10 protein-coding genes are annotated in these 14539 nt (G+C 61.3%); 6 read left to right on the forward strand and 4 right to left on the reverse strand.

Annotated features, from left to right (window positions below; translation table 11 throughout):
• Nucleotides 1-79: 79 nt before the first annotated feature.
• From leuS to AXF15_RS06425, 6 genes are all read left to right on the forward strand, one after another.
• Nucleotides 80-2554: a leucine--tRNA ligase gene (gene leuS, locus AXF15_RS06400; RefSeq protein ID WP_066604901.1), complete on the forward strand. Its 2475-nt coding sequence runs from the start codon at nucleotides 80-82 to the stop codon at nucleotides 2552-2554.
• Nucleotides 2502-3029, forward strand: a complete 528-nt coding sequence (gene lptE, locus AXF15_RS13480) for an LPS assembly lipoprotein LptE (protein WP_169793614.1) — start codon at nucleotides 2502-2504, stop codon at nucleotides 3027-3029. The genes leuS and lptE overlap by 53 nt, the downstream gene beginning before the upstream one ends.
• A 3-nt stretch (nucleotides 3030-3032) precedes the next feature.
• Nucleotides 3033-3986: a DNA polymerase III subunit delta gene (locus tag AXF15_RS06410; RefSeq protein ID WP_066604909.1), complete on the forward strand. Its 954-nt coding sequence runs from the start codon at nucleotides 3033-3035 to the stop codon at nucleotides 3984-3986.
• The gene (radC, locus tag AXF15_RS06415; RefSeq protein WP_066604912.1) at nucleotides 3980-4651 is read left to right on the forward strand and encodes a RadC family protein; all 672 of its coding nucleotides are present in this window, start codon (nucleotides 3980-3982) and stop codon (nucleotides 4649-4651) included. Before AXF15_RS06410 ends, radC begins: the two co-directional genes overlap by 7 nt.
• Nucleotides 4652-4828: 177 nt before the next feature.
• Complete coding sequence (lon, locus tag AXF15_RS06420; protein ID WP_066604920.1) at nucleotides 4829-7231, forward strand: endopeptidase La; 2403 nt, start codon at nucleotides 4829-4831, stop codon at nucleotides 7229-7231.
• A gap of 183 nt (nucleotides 7232-7414) precedes the next feature.
• Nucleotides 7415-7849, forward strand: a complete 435-nt coding sequence (locus tag AXF15_RS06425; protein ID WP_066604922.1) for a hypothetical protein — start codon at nucleotides 7415-7417, stop codon at nucleotides 7847-7849.
• 312 nt (nucleotides 7850-8161) lie between these two features.
• Here the strand turns inward: AXF15_RS06425 and AXF15_RS06435 are convergent, their stop codons facing one another.
• The 4 genes from AXF15_RS06435 to AXF15_RS06450 are packed head-to-tail and all read right to left on the reverse strand — an operon-like array spanning nucleotide 8162 to nucleotide 14489.
• Nucleotides 8162-9592 (reverse strand): efflux transporter outer membrane subunit, encoded by a 1431-nt coding sequence (locus tag AXF15_RS06435; protein WP_066604927.1) that lies wholly within the window; start codon nucleotides 9590-9592, stop codon nucleotides 8162-8164.
• Nucleotides 9580-12729, reverse strand: coding sequence for an efflux RND transporter permease subunit (locus AXF15_RS06440; protein ID WP_066604930.1), 3150 nt, complete (start codon nucleotides 12727-12729; stop codon nucleotides 9580-9582). The genes AXF15_RS06435 and AXF15_RS06440 overlap by 13 nt, the downstream gene beginning before the upstream one ends.
• 9 nt (nucleotides 12730-12738) lie before the next feature.
• Nucleotides 12739-13875 carry an efflux RND transporter periplasmic adaptor subunit gene (locus AXF15_RS06445; protein ID WP_066604932.1) on the reverse strand — a complete coding sequence of 379 codons (1137 nt, stop codon included), beginning with the start codon at nucleotides 13873-13875 and terminating at the stop codon, nucleotides 12739-12741.
• Nucleotides 13876-13904: 29 nt separating this feature from the next.
• On the reverse strand, nucleotides 13905-14489 hold the full coding sequence (locus AXF15_RS06450) for a TetR/AcrR family transcriptional regulator (RefSeq protein ID WP_169793615.1): 585 nt from the start codon (nucleotides 14487-14489) through the stop codon (nucleotides 13905-13907).
• Between the last annotated feature and the right edge of the window lie 50 nt (nucleotides 14490-14539).

Genomic DNA, 14539 nt, shown 5'->3' on the forward strand with positions numbered 1-14539 from the left:
AAGATCCGCCAAGAAACGGGTCAGGGGCCTTGGCTCTTGCGGGGTGCGGGGCGGAGCCCTGCAAAAAACAGAGGGAAACATGGCGCATTACGATTTCAAGCAGATAGAAGCGAAGTGGCAGAAAGTCTGGGCCGACCAGAACTGTTTCCGCACGGAAGAGGCTTCGGGCGGGAAGAAATATTATGTTTTGGAAATGTTTCCCTACCCCTCGGGCCGCATCCACATGGGGCACGTGCGCAACTATTCCATCGGCGATGTGGTGGCCCGGTACAAGCGTATGCGCGGCTTCAGCGTCTTTCATCCCATGGGCTGGGACGCCTTCGGCCTGCCCGCCGAGAATGCGGCCATCAAACACGGGACCCATCCGGCCAAGTGGACCTACGAGAACATCGCCCACATGCGCGCCCAGCTGAAGAGCCTGGGCTATTCCTACGACTGGGAACGGGAAATCGCCACCTGCCATCCTGGATACTATCGTTTCGAGCAGGAATTTTTCCTCAGGTTTCTGGAAAAGGGTCTGGTGTACCGCAAGAAAGCGCCGGTCAACTGGTGCCCGGACTGCCACACGGTGCTGGCCAACGAACAGGTGGAAGAGGGTCTGTGCTGGCGGTGTGACGCCGTGGTGCAACAGAAGGAACTGTCCCAGTGGTTTCTGCGCATCACGGATTACGCCGAGGAGCTGCTGGCCGATCTGGACAAACTGGCCGGAGGCTGGCCGGAGCGCGTGCTGACCATGCAGCGTAACTGGATCGGCAAGAGCGTGGGCGCGGAGATAACCTTCTCCATCAAGGAGATGGACGAAACCGTCACGGTCTTCACCACCCGGCCGGACACGCTTTTCGGCGCGACCTTCATGAGTCTGGCTCCGGAACATCCGCTGGTGGAGAAGCTCATCGCAGGTACCGGGCAGGAAGGGACCGTGCGGGAGTTCGTGGAGCGCGTGAGCAGGATGGACCGCATCGTGCGTACGGCCGAGGACCTGGAAAAGGAGGGCGTCTTCACCGGACGCTATTGCCTGCATCCTTTCACCGGCCGGGAAATGCCCATCTACGTGGCCAACTTCGTGCTCATGGGATACGGCACCGGCGCGGTCATGGCCGTGCCCGCCCATGACGAGCGCGATGGTGAATTCGCCGCCAAATACAATCTGCCCGTACGCACGGTCATTGTTCCCGGGGACGGCCAGACCGTGGAGGGCGTCTTTACCCGGCCCGGCGTCATGACAGATTCCGGGAAGTTCGACGGCATGGACAGCGAGGCCGCCAAGAAAGCCATCGTGGATGAGCTGGCCGCCAGGGGTGTGGGTAAACCCACGGTCAACTACCGCCTGCGGGACTGGAACATCTCCCGCCAGCGCTACTGGGGCGCGCCCATCCCGGTCGTTTATTGCGATCAGTGCGGCATTGTCCCGGTCTCCCGGGAAGATTTGCCGGTGGAGCTGCCTCTTGACGTGCAGGTCAATCCCGACGGCCGCTCGCCCCTGCCGGACTGCGCGGCTTTCGTTGATACGGTCTGCCCGGCCTGCGGCAAGCCCGCCCGCCGGGAAACGGACACCATGGACACCTTTGTGGAATCCTCATGGTATTTCGCCCGCTATACCGCCGCCCGCAACGAAGATGCTCCTTTTTCTCCGGAAACCGGCGGCTGGCTGCCCGTGGACCAGTACATCGGCGGCATCGAGCACGCCATTTTGCACCTGCTTTATTCCCGTTTCTTTACCAAGGCCCTGCGCGACGAGGGCTATCTGAACCACGACGAGCCCTTCCAGAATCTGCTGACCCAGGGCATGGTGCTGCTGCACGGCTCGAAGATGTCCAAATCCAAGGGCAACGTAGTGGACCCTGACGAGATGATCGCCAGATTCGGGGCCGATACGGTGCGGCTGTTCTGTCTTTTTGCCGCGCCGCCGGAAAAGGATCTGGAATGGAACGACAAGGGCATCGAGGGGGCCAGCCGTTTTCTGAACCGGCTGTGGCGGCTGGTGGACGAACTGGAAGGCGTGCTCTCTCCCGTGTCCCCGTGCGTGGCCGCACCCGGAGCGCTGAGCGCGGCGGAGGCGGAACTCAGGCGCAGGGAACACGACGCCGTGCGCCGGGCCGAGCGGGACATCGAGAACAAATTCCAGTTCAATACGGCCATCGCGGCCATGATGGAGCTGGTCAACGCCCTTTACACCCTGAAGGACGAGCTGCGGACAAGCCCCTACGGCCCCCTGCTGTTGTCCTCGGCCGTGTCGTCGCTGCTGGCGATTCTGTCGCCCATCGCCCCGCATATCTGCGAGGAACTCTGGGCCCGGCTGGGCCATGCCGGCGGTCTGACCGGACAGCTGTGGCCGGTGTACGATCCGGAAGCGTTGAAGACGGCCGAGGTCACCATCGCCATCCAGGTCAATGGCAAGCTGCGCGGGCAGATCAGCGTGGCGGCCGGGGCCGGGGAAGAAGAGGTGCGCTCCCTGGCTCTTAAAGATCCCAACGTCACACGGCATATTGAGGGCAAAAACATTGTCAAAGTCATCGTCATCCCGGAAAAACTGGTCAACGTGGTGGTGCGCTAGCACTCTGGCGCTTCTGTGCCTGCTTTCGGCCTGCGGGTACCGGCTTTCGGCCCAGGCCCCCATCAGCCTGCCTCAGGACAATACTCGTCTGTACCTGGGCAAGGTCACCAATCCTTCCACTGAAACATGGCTGGAGCCCATGCTTCGAAGCGGCCTGCGGGACGAACTGACCCGCAGGGGCCGGGTGGTCTGGGTGGACAGAGAGCAGGCCCAGAGCCGTGTGACTCTGAACGTACGCCAGTACAGCTCCTCGGATTCGGTCAAGGGTCTGGACGACGTGACCGTTACCTCTCAGGTGGTCATCCAGCTGGAAGTCAGCTTTTTCAGTACCGAGACCAATTCCCTCATCTGGACTTCCGGGCTGGTCACCGCCTCGGAAAGCTACCGCGGCGCGGGCGCCAAGCGGCAGGCCACGCAGAACGCCGTGGATCTGGCCATGCGCATGGTGGCCGACAGACTGGCCCAGCAGTTCTGATTCATGGACAGACAGGGCTTTTCCTTTCTGCTCAGTCCGGACCCGGAACTCATCAAGGACCGGGTGGCCGAGCTTCTGGACGGAACGGGCTTTGCGCCCAGAATTTTCTGGGGAGATGAGGAACTGCCCGCCGACTATTGGCAGGTCCTGACCGTTCCTTCCATGATGGGGCCGCCCAACGCCGTGGTGTTGCGCCGGGCTCAGGAGCGGGACGAGGAATTCTGGTCCCGCATGGACGGCGCTCTGGCCATGGCCCGGCCCTCCGTGTGGCCCATGTTCTGTCTGGAATCGGAATGGAAGGCCGGCAAGCCCGCCCCGGCCAGGGCCGTGACCAAAGGCCGGTACTGGGCGGCGGCCCGGAAAAACGGCTGGATATGGGAGCATCCGGGCCTGTCCCGCGCCACCATCGGCCGCGAAGTGGACGGTTTTGCCGCCCGTCACGGGCTGACTTTCGCCCCCGGGGTCAGGAAAGTCCTGATCGAATCCCTGCCCCTTGCCACTATCGCCCTGCGCAACGAGCTGGAAAAAATCCTGCTTCTGGCAGGAGACGGTGGAGTCATCCGCCCGGAGCATCTGGATACTCTCCAGCCGGAAGAGCCCTTTGAAATCTTCGTCTTCCTGCGTGAACTGCAAAGCCCCGAGGGCCGCCGCCGCGCCTGGGACACGCTTTTGAACGATCCGGCCATGGCCGACGGAGACATGGTTTTTCCCATTTCCGCCCTGCTGGTGCGCGAGGCCCGTCTGCTTTGGCGGCTTCTGCACGGCGAGGAATCCAAGGTGCAGCTCCCTCCCGGCATAAAAAAACAGAAGCAGCAGCTGGCCCGGCAGCTCGGGCCGGATCGCGTCGCCCGCCTGTGGGACCTGGCCCTCAGAACCGACACGGACATCAAGACCGGCCGGATGCGTCCGGCTCAGGCTCTGGAAAGTCTGGTCAGGGACGCGCAGCGCCTGTGGTAGAGCACCATCTCGGACACCGCCAGCGCCTGCGGGAGCGTCTGAACGCTTCGCCCCGGAGCCTGGCCGACTACGAACTGCTGGAACTGCTTCTGACCTACGTCCTGCCCCGGCGGGACACCAAGCCACTGGCCAAGGACATTCTGGCCCGTTTTGGCTCTCTGGACAGGGCGCTCATGGCCGATCCGGCCGCCTTGCGGGACATCCCCGGCCTGGGCGATGCCGTGGTCACCTTCTGGACGGCCCTGCGCGAGTGCCTGGTCCGCAAAAGCGCCGCGCCTCTCGCCCGCCGCGAAACCTTTTCCTCCCCGGAGCAGGTCCGGGAGTTGGTCCGGGCCCGTCTGGGCGGCCTGACCAAGGAGGAATTCTGGGTTATCCTGACGGACACCCAGAACCGGCTGCTCTGCTTCGAGCGGGTCTCCAGGGGCACCGTGGACCAGACCCCGGCCTATCCCAGGGAGATTCTCGAACTGGCTCTGCGCCATCATGCCAGCGGCGTGATTCTGGTGCACAACCATCCCGGCGGTAGTCCGAATCCATCCCGGCAGGACCGGGAACTCACGGACACCCTCTCCCGTCTGTCCTCTGAACTGGGCCTGCGCCTGCTGGACCATCTCATTGTCGCTGGCGACGATTTCGTCAGCTTCCGTGCATCGGGGCTGCTGTAGCCCCGGCCCGCGATTTCCGATCCCGCCCCTGTACGGCGTCGATGCCCCGGATGAACCGGAAAACATATCTCTTGCGGGCTCTTTCCCTTGCCTGGACTGGAAACGGCCTTATATGGGGGCGCAGCTTTTTGCTCCGCGCCTCCGATATGCGCGGACATACCACACGAGGAGGCTCTCATGAGCGATGAAACGCCCCTGACGCCGGAAACAGAAGAAAAGGAAACGGCCGGTGCGGAAAACAACACGCAGGAAGCGGAAATCCCCACGGTCATGCCGCTTCTGGCCGTGCGCGACATAGTCGTGTTCAATTATATGATTCTGCCCCTGTTCGTGGGCCGGGAAAAAAGCGTGCAGGCGGTGGACGCGGCTCTGAACAGCAACCGCTACATCCTCATCTGCACCCAGAAGGATGAAAGTGTCGAGAATCCGGAGCCCGGCGACCTGTATGAGATCGGCACCGTGGCCATGATCATGCGCATGCTGAAAATGCCCGACGGCCGCCTGAAAGTGCTGGTGCAGGGGCTGACCCGCGCCCGCATCACGGAATTCGTGCAGCATGCGCCCTTTGGCAAGGTGCGTGTGGAGCCCATCAGCGAACTGGTGCTGGAAAATCCCGGCCCGGCCGAGGAGGCCCTGCTGCGTTCGGTGAAGGAACAGAGCGAGAAGATTCTGACTCTGCGCGGTATCGACGCCGGGGAAATCATGGGCGTGCTGAATACCGTGAACGAGCACGGCCGCCTAGCGGATCTGGTGGCTTCCAACCTGCGCATGAAATCTTCCGAAGCCCAGCGCATTCTGGAAAGTCTCGATCCCATCGAACGGCTCGGCCTGGTCAACGCCCAGCTGGCCAACGAGGTGGAAGTGGCGGCCATGCAGGCCAAGATCCAGTCCATGGCCAAGGAAGGCATGGACAAGGCTCAGCGCGAGTATTTCCTGCGCGAGCAGCTCAAGGCCATCCGCCGGGAACTGGGCGACAAGGGCGGAGAAAGCGAGGAATTCGAGGAGCTCAGAAGCGCACTGAACTCCATCGGGCTGCCCAAAAAGGTCAGGAAGGAAGCCGACAAGCAGTTGTCGCGGCTGGAATCCATGCATCCGGACAGTTCCGAGTCCACCATTTTGCGTACCTATCTGGACTGGATCATCGATCTGCCCTGGAAGAAGAGTTCCAGAGACCGCCTGGATATCAAGGAGGCGGCCCGCATCCTGAACGAGGACCACTACAATCTGGAGAAGGTCAAGGAGCGCATTCTGGAATATCTGAGCGTGCGCAAACTGAATCCCGGCATGAAAGGCCCCATTCTGTGTTTCGTGGGGCCTCCGGGCGTGGGCAAGACATCTCTTGGCAAATCCATCGCCAGGGCTCTGGGCCGCAAGTTCGCGCGCATGTCTCTGGGCGGAATGCGGGACGAGGCCGAAATCCGGGGGCACCGCCGGACCTACATCGGAGCCATGCCCGGCCGGATCATCCAGTCCATGAAGGATGCCGGAACGGTCAATCCGGTCATCATGCTGGATGAAATCGACAAACTCGGCAGCGATTTCCGGGGCGATCCGTCTTCGGCCCTGCTGGAAGTGCTGGACCCGGAGCAGAACAATTCCTTTACGGACCACTACCTGAACGTACCCTACGATCTGTCCAGGGTCATGTTCATCTGCACGGCCAACATGCTGGACACCATTCCCGCAGCCCTGCTGGACCGCATGGAGGTCATCCGCATCCCCGGCTATACGGAGCAGGAAAAAATCGCCATCGCCCGCCGCTATCTCCTGACCCGTCAGGTCAAAGAGAACGGGCTGACGGAGGACACCCTGATCATCTCCGATGCCATCCTGGCCGAGATCATCCGCGGTTACACGCGGGAGGCGGGTCTGCGCAATCTGGAGCGGGAGATCGGCTCCATCTGCCGCAAGTACGCGCGCAAGGTGGCGGAAGGAAAGAGCGGGCCGTTCCGGGTGACCGGCCAGGCCCTGACCAGGCTGCTGGGACAGCCCAGATTCATGGATGAGGAGCGCGAAAAGGCCCTTCCGCCGGGCGTGGCTCTGGGATTGGCCTGGACGCCGTACGGCGGGGAGATCCTGCATATTGAATGCAGTCTGCTGCCGGGCAAGGGCAAGCTCATTCTGACCGGCAAGCTGGGCGACGTGATGAAGGAAAGCGCCCAGGCCGCCCTGAGCTATGCACGGGGCAAGAGCGCCGGGCTGAATCTGGGTGAGGATTTTTTCGACACCCGCGACATTCATATTCACGTTCCGGCCGGGGCCACGCCCAAGGATGGCCCTTCCGCCGGAGTGACTCTGGTTACGGCTCTCATGTCGGCCCTGACCGGCCAGCCCGTGGCCTCGGATGTGGCCATGACCGGAGAAATCACCCTGCGCGGCCGGGTCATGCCCGTGGGCGGCATCAAGGAGAAAATTCTGGCGGCTGTCAGCCACGGCGTGAGCCGGGTATTCCTGCCCGCCAAGAACGCCCACGATCTGGATGAAATCCCCAAGGATCTACGCAGGCGGATCACCATCCGGACCGTGGAAACTATCGATGAAATCTGGCCCGCGGCGAGCCACGCGCAATCTTTGAACTGATCCGCATCCTCCGGATACGTTGCCAAAAAGCCTTTCCGCTTACCACGGAAAGGCTTTTGCGTTTGAGGCAGAATGATAAAAAAGTATAGCCAGACAATACGATTGGAGGTATGATCTATTTGATTTAAAAGGTTTTTTCATTAACCTGTAAAGGCGGTACAGAGGCCGCAGGGAGAAGTGTCTATGCGATGGATGAAAAAGATGTTGGTTTTTCTAGCAGGAATCTCTGTACTTTTTTGTGCCGGTTCTGCTTTTGCGGAGAGCTTTTCAATAGAAGTCCCCTATGCCGTACATGGAGGCGATTGGTGGTCCGGCTTGGCCTTGTCCAATACGGGGACCGACCCGATTGATGTCGTAATCCGGACATACAATTCTGGAGACTCGGTAATTGTTGGAGAGCTTACGTTGGAACCGTATTCAATGGAAACCCGTCTACTCCCGGGTTTTTTTACAAAGAAGCCGTATCCAACCGCGGATGGGGGGCGGGTCAATTTGGGCATCAGCGCTGACGGCTTTTACGCCAAAAGAGATTTCAAGTTTACTCTGTTCGTGGGCAGCCCCCTGGGATTCAGCTTTCAGAGTTATGATCATCATGACATAAGATTTGACCATGAATGATAGAATTTGTGCGCGGCCTTCTGGCCGCGCATTTTTACATTCTCCTCGACATGATTTCCAACAAGAAGGAGGCCTGTGCGTATTTTGCCTGCGCCCACGGTCTGAATTCCGCCTGTATGGGGTGCTGCCCCCCCTATGCGGATTGTGTGCGCCGATGCAGCCACACCTGCCTGCATTCCAGAGCCCGAAATAGCCGCGCCCCGCTTGTGACGGCGAGGCGCTGAAAAGCCGGAAGTGAGGCATTTCAAAAGGCAAAAGCGAAGCAAGTTCAAATCGCGTTGGTCCTGCCCGCCGGATGTCCGGGCTAACCCGTCACTGGCGTGTTTCAGTGACCTCCGCGGCCGCCTGGCCGTCCGCCCCTCCTTCTTCCCATCCGCCGCCCAGGGCGGAGAACAATTCCACCACAGCGAGCTTCTGTCCCAGGCGGACCCGCAGCAGGTCCATCCGGGCTGAAAACAGGGTGCGTTCGGCGTCATATACTGCAAACAGGCTTTCCAGCCCGACCTGATTACGCTGCTCCACCAGAATCCGGCTCTGCCCGGCGCTGGCTACCCGCCGCGTCTGGGCCTGCACCTGTCCGGCGAAGCCCTTGTTTTTGGCCAGAGCGTCCGCCACTTCCCGGAAAGCTGTCTGGATGGCTTTCTCGTATGCGGCCACACGGATTTTCTGCTCGGCCTCGGCGGCCGCCAGATTGGCCCTGTTCCGTCCCGCATCGAAAATCGGCAGGCGAAGGCTGGGCACGAAAGTCCAGGTGCGCTGTGAGATGTCGAACAGATCTGTCAGTTCCAGGCTGCTCAGCCCGGCCGTGGTCGTCAGGGTGATGCGGGGAAAGAAGGCGGCCCTGGCCGCTCCGATCCGGGCTCCGGCGGCCCAGAGCCGGTGCTCCGCCTCCAGAATGTCCGGCCGCCGGGTCAGAAGTTCTGAGGAAAGTCCGGCCGGAGGAGCGTCTTCCATGATGATTTCATTCAGGGAATGAGCGGGCAGCGCCAGACGCGAGACCGGGACTCCGGTGAGCAGGGACAGGGCGTTGCGGTCCATATCCACTTGGGCGGTCAGACGCGCCGCCTCGGACTGGGCCACGGCCACGGCCTCCTCGGCCTGGTGGCGTTGCAGTTCCGTGGCCAGCCCGTTCTCCACCTGCGCCCGGATGAGCCCCAGAGTATCCTCACGGCTTTTCATGGTCTTTCTGGCCAGGGCCAGGGCCTCGCGATCCCCGGCCAGCGTCAGGTAGCCCTGCGCGATCTGGGACACGAGGCTCATATGCACGGACCGCCGCGCTTCTTCCGTGGCGAGATATTCTTCCAGTGCCGCGTCTTCCAGACTTTTTACGCGTCCGAAGAGGTCCAGCTCGAAAGACGTCACGCCGAGTCCCACGCTCCACTGCCGGCTGATTCCCGCCTCGCCGCGATTGATGTCCGCTGGCGTGCGCTGCACGGAATGCTGCCCTGTGGCGTCTATATTGGGCCAGCGGTCGGCTCGGACAATGCCCAGCTGGGCTCTTGCTTTTTCCAGGGACAGGACGGCCTGGCGCAGATCCCGGTTTTCCTCCAGGGCGGTGGTGATGAGTTTTTGCAGGGCCGGATCGGGAAAGGCCGTTCTCCATTGGAGCGCCTCCGCGTCCGTCGAGGGCGCGGACGAATCCGGCCAGAATCCGGGCACGGGCATGGCCGGGAGCTCCCGCTTGGGAGCCATGGAGCAGCCCATGAAAATGACGAACACCAGAGAAGAGATCAGTCCTCGCATGGACGGCCTCCGGGGATGATGCGTGTGTTTGAGGCGGTCTTTCTGCGGGATGTGCTCAGCCGGACCACCAGGACGAAGAAAACAGGCACCAGCAACGAACCGAGGATGGTGGATGCGATGGTGCCGCCGATGACACCCGTGCCGATGGCGTTCTGGCCTCCGGAACCCGCTCCGGAACTGATGGCCAGAGGCAACACGCCCAGTCCGAAAGCGAGGGAGGTCATGATGATGGGGCGCAGCCGTTGCCGCGCCGCTTCCACCACGGCGGGAACCAGTTCCATGCCGGACTCGTGCAGGCTCTTGGCGAATTCCACGATGAGAATGGCGTTTTTGGCCGCCAGACCGATGGTGGTTAGAAGTCCCACCTGGAAATAAACGTCGTTGTTGAATCCGCGCAGGGTCACGGCGGCCAGAGCGCCGACCACGCCCAGGGGAATGACCATGATGACGGAGGCGGGCAGCCCCCAGCTTTCATATAGAGCGGCCAGGGACAGAAAGACGACCAGAATGGACAGGCTGTAGAGGAGCAGCGTTTGCGCCCCGGCCTGGCGTTCCTGATAGGACAGGCCGGTCCAGGAATAGCCGATGCCTTCCTCCAGTTGACCCGCCAGTTCCTCCATGGCGGCCATGGCCTGTCCGGTACTTTTGCCCGGCGCGGGAGCGCCCAGAATCTCTCTGGCAGGCATACCGTTGTAGCGTTCCAGGCGCGGCGAGCCCATGGTCCAGCGGGAGGAGGCCATGCTCGACATGGGCACCATCTGCCCGTCGCTGTTGCGTACATGCCACAAACGCAGATCTTCGGGCATCATGCGGAAAGGCGCGTCGCCCTGCATGATCACTTTCTTGATGCGTCCCTGGTCCATAAAGTCGTTTACATAGGAACTGCCCCAGGCCGTGGAGACCACATCGGTCACATCGGAAACGGCCACACCCAGCGCGCCCACCTTTTCCCAATCGATATCGATGCGGTACTGGGGCGTGTCTTCCAGGCCGTTGGGCCGGACTCCGGTCAGATTGGGATGCTGAGCCGCCATGCCCAGCAGCTGATTGCGTGCGGCCATGAGTTTCTCGTGCCCCAGGCCGGCCATGTCCTGCAATTCGAAGTCGAATCCGAGGGCATTGCCCAGCTCCATTACGGCGGGTGGCACGAAAGCGTAGACGAGCCCGTCCTGATACCGGGCGAATTCGCCCATGGCCCTTGCGCCGATGGCCTGAGCCCTCAGGTCCGGGCTTTTCCGGGAATCCCAGTCCTTCAGACGTACAAAGGTCATGGCCATATTCTGTCCCTGACCGCTGAAACTGAATCCGACCACACTCAGTACGGATGCCACGCCACTTTTTTCTTTCTCCAGAAAGTAGCGTTCCACGCGTTCGATCACTTCCAGCGTCTGCGGCTGGGTGGCGCCCGTGGGCATCTGGACCTGTACGAAAAGAATGCCCTGGTCCTCCTCGGGCAGAAAACCTGTGGGCAGGCGCAGTATCAGAAAGGCCATGCCGGCCACGATCAGCATGTAGGCCAGCATGGAGCGTCCCCAGCGGCGGACCAGACGGCCGACCAGACCCTGGTATCCGGAGGTCAGACGCTCGAAAAAGCGGTTGAACCAGGCGAAAAATCCCCTGCGCCGCTGAGTGTGGCTGGCAGGTTTGAGCATGGTGGCGCACAGAGCCGGTGTGAGAATCAGGGCCACCAGCACGGACAGTATCATGGCCGAGGCCACGGTGATGGAAAACTGGCGGTAGATGACGCCTGTCGCGCCGCCGAAAAAGGCCATGGGCAGGAAAACCGCCGAAAGGACCAAACCCACGCCGACCAGCGCCCCGGAAATCTGGGTCATGGACAGTCTGGTGGCTTCTCTGGGCGAAAGGCCGTCCTCATGCATGATCCGCTCCACGTTTTCCACCACGACGATGGCGTCATCGACCAGCAGGCCGATGGCCAGAACCATGCCGAACATGGTCAGGGTATTGATGGAATAACCGAAGGCAGCCAGCACGGCGAAGGTGCCGAGCAGGACCACCGGGACGGTGATGGTCGGAATGAGCGTGGCCCGGAAGTTCTGCAGAAAAAGAAACATGACCAGAAAAACCAGCAGAACCGCTTCGAGCAGGGTCGTGACCACACCTTTGATGGAAATTCGGACGAACGGAGTGGTGTCGTAAGGATCAACGACTTTCAGTCCTTCCGGAAAGGCTCCCTTGATGGAATCGATATATGCCCAGACGCCCTGAATCGTGGTCAGGGCGTTGGCTCCAGTGGCGAGGCGGACGGCCAGGGCCGCAGAGGGCTGGCCGTTGTAGCGGGACAGGACAGCCGCGCTTTCCGCGCCCAGTTCCACCCTGGCCACATCGCCCAGACGCACGGCTGCGCCGTCGGCTCCCACGCGGAGCAGGATGTTTTTGAATTCCTCGGGCGTCTGGAGGCGCTCTTGCACGATGACCGTGAAGTTGATGCGCTGGCTTTCCACGGAAGGCAGACCGCCCAGCTGGCCGGCGGATATCTGGACATTCTGGGCTCGTATGGCCGAACGCACATTAGCCGGAGTCAGACCGTAGGACATCAGTTTGTCGGGATCGAGCCACACGCGCATGGCGTTCTGGGAGCCGAAGAGGGTGACCTCGCCCACGCCGTCCACGCGGCTCAGTCCGTCCTGCACATGGGCGGCCACGTAGTCTGCCAGCTGCACGTTGGTCATGGAGCCGTCCTCGGACACGAAACCGATGACGGCCATGAAATTCATGGCCGCCTTGGTGACCGAAATGCCCTGGGCCTGCACCTCCTGGGGGAGCAGAGCCGTGGCCAGCTGCAGTTTGTTCTGCACCTGGACCTGGGCGATATCCGGGTTCACCTTGCTGTCAAAGGTCAGTGTAATGGAAGAGGCGCCGGTAGCTTCGCTGGTGGAGGACATGTAGGCCAGCCCATCGAGTCCTTTCATCTTCTGCTCGATGACCTGGGTCACGGAGTCTTCCACGGTTTTGGCCGAGGCGCCGGGGTACACGGCGGAAATCCGTACAGCCGGCGGCGCGATGGTGGGATACTGGGCTATGGGCAATGTGGCGATGGACAGCACGCCCGCGAGCATGACCACGATGGCCAGGACCCACGCGAAAATGGGACGGTCAATAAAAAAATGTGACATTTTAACCTCTTATTGCTCTGGAGCAATACGCACCTTCACACCGGGGCGCACTCTCTGCGCGCCGGAAACGACGACTCTGTCGCCGCTGGACAACCCCTCCCGCACAATCCAGTTGCCTTCGACGGCTCTGTCCAGAACAACGGGACGAGCGGCAATGGTGTCCTGGGCATCCATCAGAAGCACCTGGGCCTGCCCCCTGGCATCGCGGGTCACGGCATTCTGGGGTACGAGAATGACCCCATCCAGCGTACCTTCCGTGATCACGGCGCGCAGAAACATGCCCGGCAGGAGATCGCGTCCGGGATTGGGCACTTCCACACGAATGGTCACTGCCCCGGTGCCGGGATCGACGCTGGCTTCGGCGAGTTTCAGAGTGCCGTTCTGTGGGTAGGGAGTTCCGTCCTCCAGAGTGAGGCGAACCTGTGCTGCCGCCGCGTTCGCGGACTGTACCTGGCCGCTCTCCAGAGATCTTTTCAGGCGCATGAGTTCCGTGCTGGACTGGGTCAGGTCCACGAATACGGGATCGAGCTGCTGCACCACGGCCATGGCTTGCGCCTGATTCGCCGTGACCAGGGCTCCGGGAGTGACGCTGGAGCGTCCGATGCGCCCGGAGATGGGTGATGTGACTTTGGTCCGCCGCAGGTCGATGCGGGCCGCGTCCAGTTCCGCCTGAGCCTGGGCCACCTGGGCCTGGGCCAGAGCCAGGGCTGCCTGTGCGTCGTCGAAGTCCTGCTGGCTGACGGCTTTGGAAGCGACCAGTTCCCGGTAGCGGCTGGCCTTGAGTCGGGACGGTTCGAGGTTGGCCCGCGCCGAAGCCAGCGCCGCTTTGGACCGCGCAACGGCTACGTCGTATGTGTCGGGGTCTATTTGGTACAGCACTTCACCGGCCTTGACCTCGGTGCCTTCGGTAAAAGCCCGCTTCTGAATGATGCCGCTGACCTGCGGGCGGATTTCCGCAGTCTGGTAAGCGGAAGCCCTGCCAGGAAGTTCGGTGGTCAGCGTTACTGAAGTGGGCTTCAGAACGAGTACGTTGACTTCCGGTAAGGCTCCTTGCTCCGCGTTTTGATCCGCGCTGGACGGCCGATCGAATACGAAGTGCACAAGGGTCAGAGCCAGAACAGGCATGAGCAACAATACTTTTTTCATACGGTGTGCCTTGGTGGATTTTTCAAAAATCAGGGCAGAATGCCCCGGACAAAAATTTGCCAGTTGGCCTTAGATTGGGCCTCGATATCAATCATATTTCCCTGTCGGCAATGCAGAACGGCGACGCTCAGAAATTGTCCAAAAAACTGGGCGAAAATCTGACTGGCGCCAATATCCGTCCGGATTTCCCCTCCCTCCTGTCCGTGCCGGACAAGGGCTTCCACTTGAAGTTGATGGGCATGGTAGCTCTTCAGAAAACGGTCACGGAGTAAAGGAAATTCAATCCACAGAGTATCTGACAGAAGAAGGCAGGGCAGAGCGCGGAAGCGCTGGATCAGGCTGATCTGCTGGTCATAGAAATGCCGCAACTTGTCCACGGCCGTTCCCGGTGTTTCGTGGGCTGCTTTGAGTCCGGCCGTTTTGATGTCCTCCAGCAAATCCAGAATGCTGGCCAGAATGTTCTCCTTGCCTCCGGGAAAATGTCTGTACAGCGCGGGAGCGGTCAGTCCTACGGTCTTGGCCAGATTCCTGGCCGTCAGTCCGCCCAGTCCCTGCTCGGAGAGGAGGGTCAGGGCCGCTTCGGCAATTTGCTCGCGCCGGACGAGAGTGGTCATGCGTTTAGCCATGGAGCGCGTGTTAACGATTGATAACTTGTCCGTCAAGC

The sequence above is a fragment of the Desulfomicrobium orale DSM 12838 genome (assembly GCF_001553625.1).
In the GTDB taxonomy this organism is placed as follows: domain Bacteria; phylum Desulfobacterota; class Desulfovibrionia; order Desulfovibrionales; family Desulfomicrobiaceae; genus Desulfomicrobium; species Desulfomicrobium orale.

Bases quoted from the DNA above. Each gene is read 5' to 3' on its own strand.
- AXF15_RS06450 (WP_169793615.1), bottom strand. From the start codon at position 14,489: ATGACCACTCTCGTCCGGCGCGAGCAAATTGCCGAAGCGGCCCTGACC.
- AXF15_RS06445 (WP_066604932.1), bottom strand. From the start codon at position 13,875: ATGAAAAAAGTATTGTTGCTCATGCCTGTTCTGGCTCTGACCCTTGTG.
- lon (WP_066604920.1), top strand. From the start codon at position 4,829: ATGAGCGATGAAACGCCCCTGACGCCGGAAACAGAAGAAAAGGAAACG.
- AXF15_RS06440 (WP_066604930.1), bottom strand. From the start codon at position 12,729: ATGTCACATTTTTTTATTGACCGTCCCATTTTCGCGTGGGTCCTGGCC.
- leuS (WP_066604901.1), top strand. From the start codon at position 80: ATGGCGCATTACGATTTCAAGCAGATAGAAGCGAAGTGGCAGAAAGTC.
- AXF15_RS06410 (WP_066604909.1), top strand. From the start codon at position 3,033: ATGGACAGACAGGGCTTTTCCTTTCTGCTCAGTCCGGACCCGGAACTC.
- AXF15_RS06425 (WP_066604922.1), top strand. From the start codon at position 7,415: ATGCGATGGATGAAAAAGATGTTGGTTTTTCTAGCAGGAATCTCTGTA.
- AXF15_RS06435 (WP_066604927.1), bottom strand. From the start codon at position 9,592: ATGCGAGGACTGATCTCTTCTCTGGTGTTCGTCATTTTCATGGGCTGC.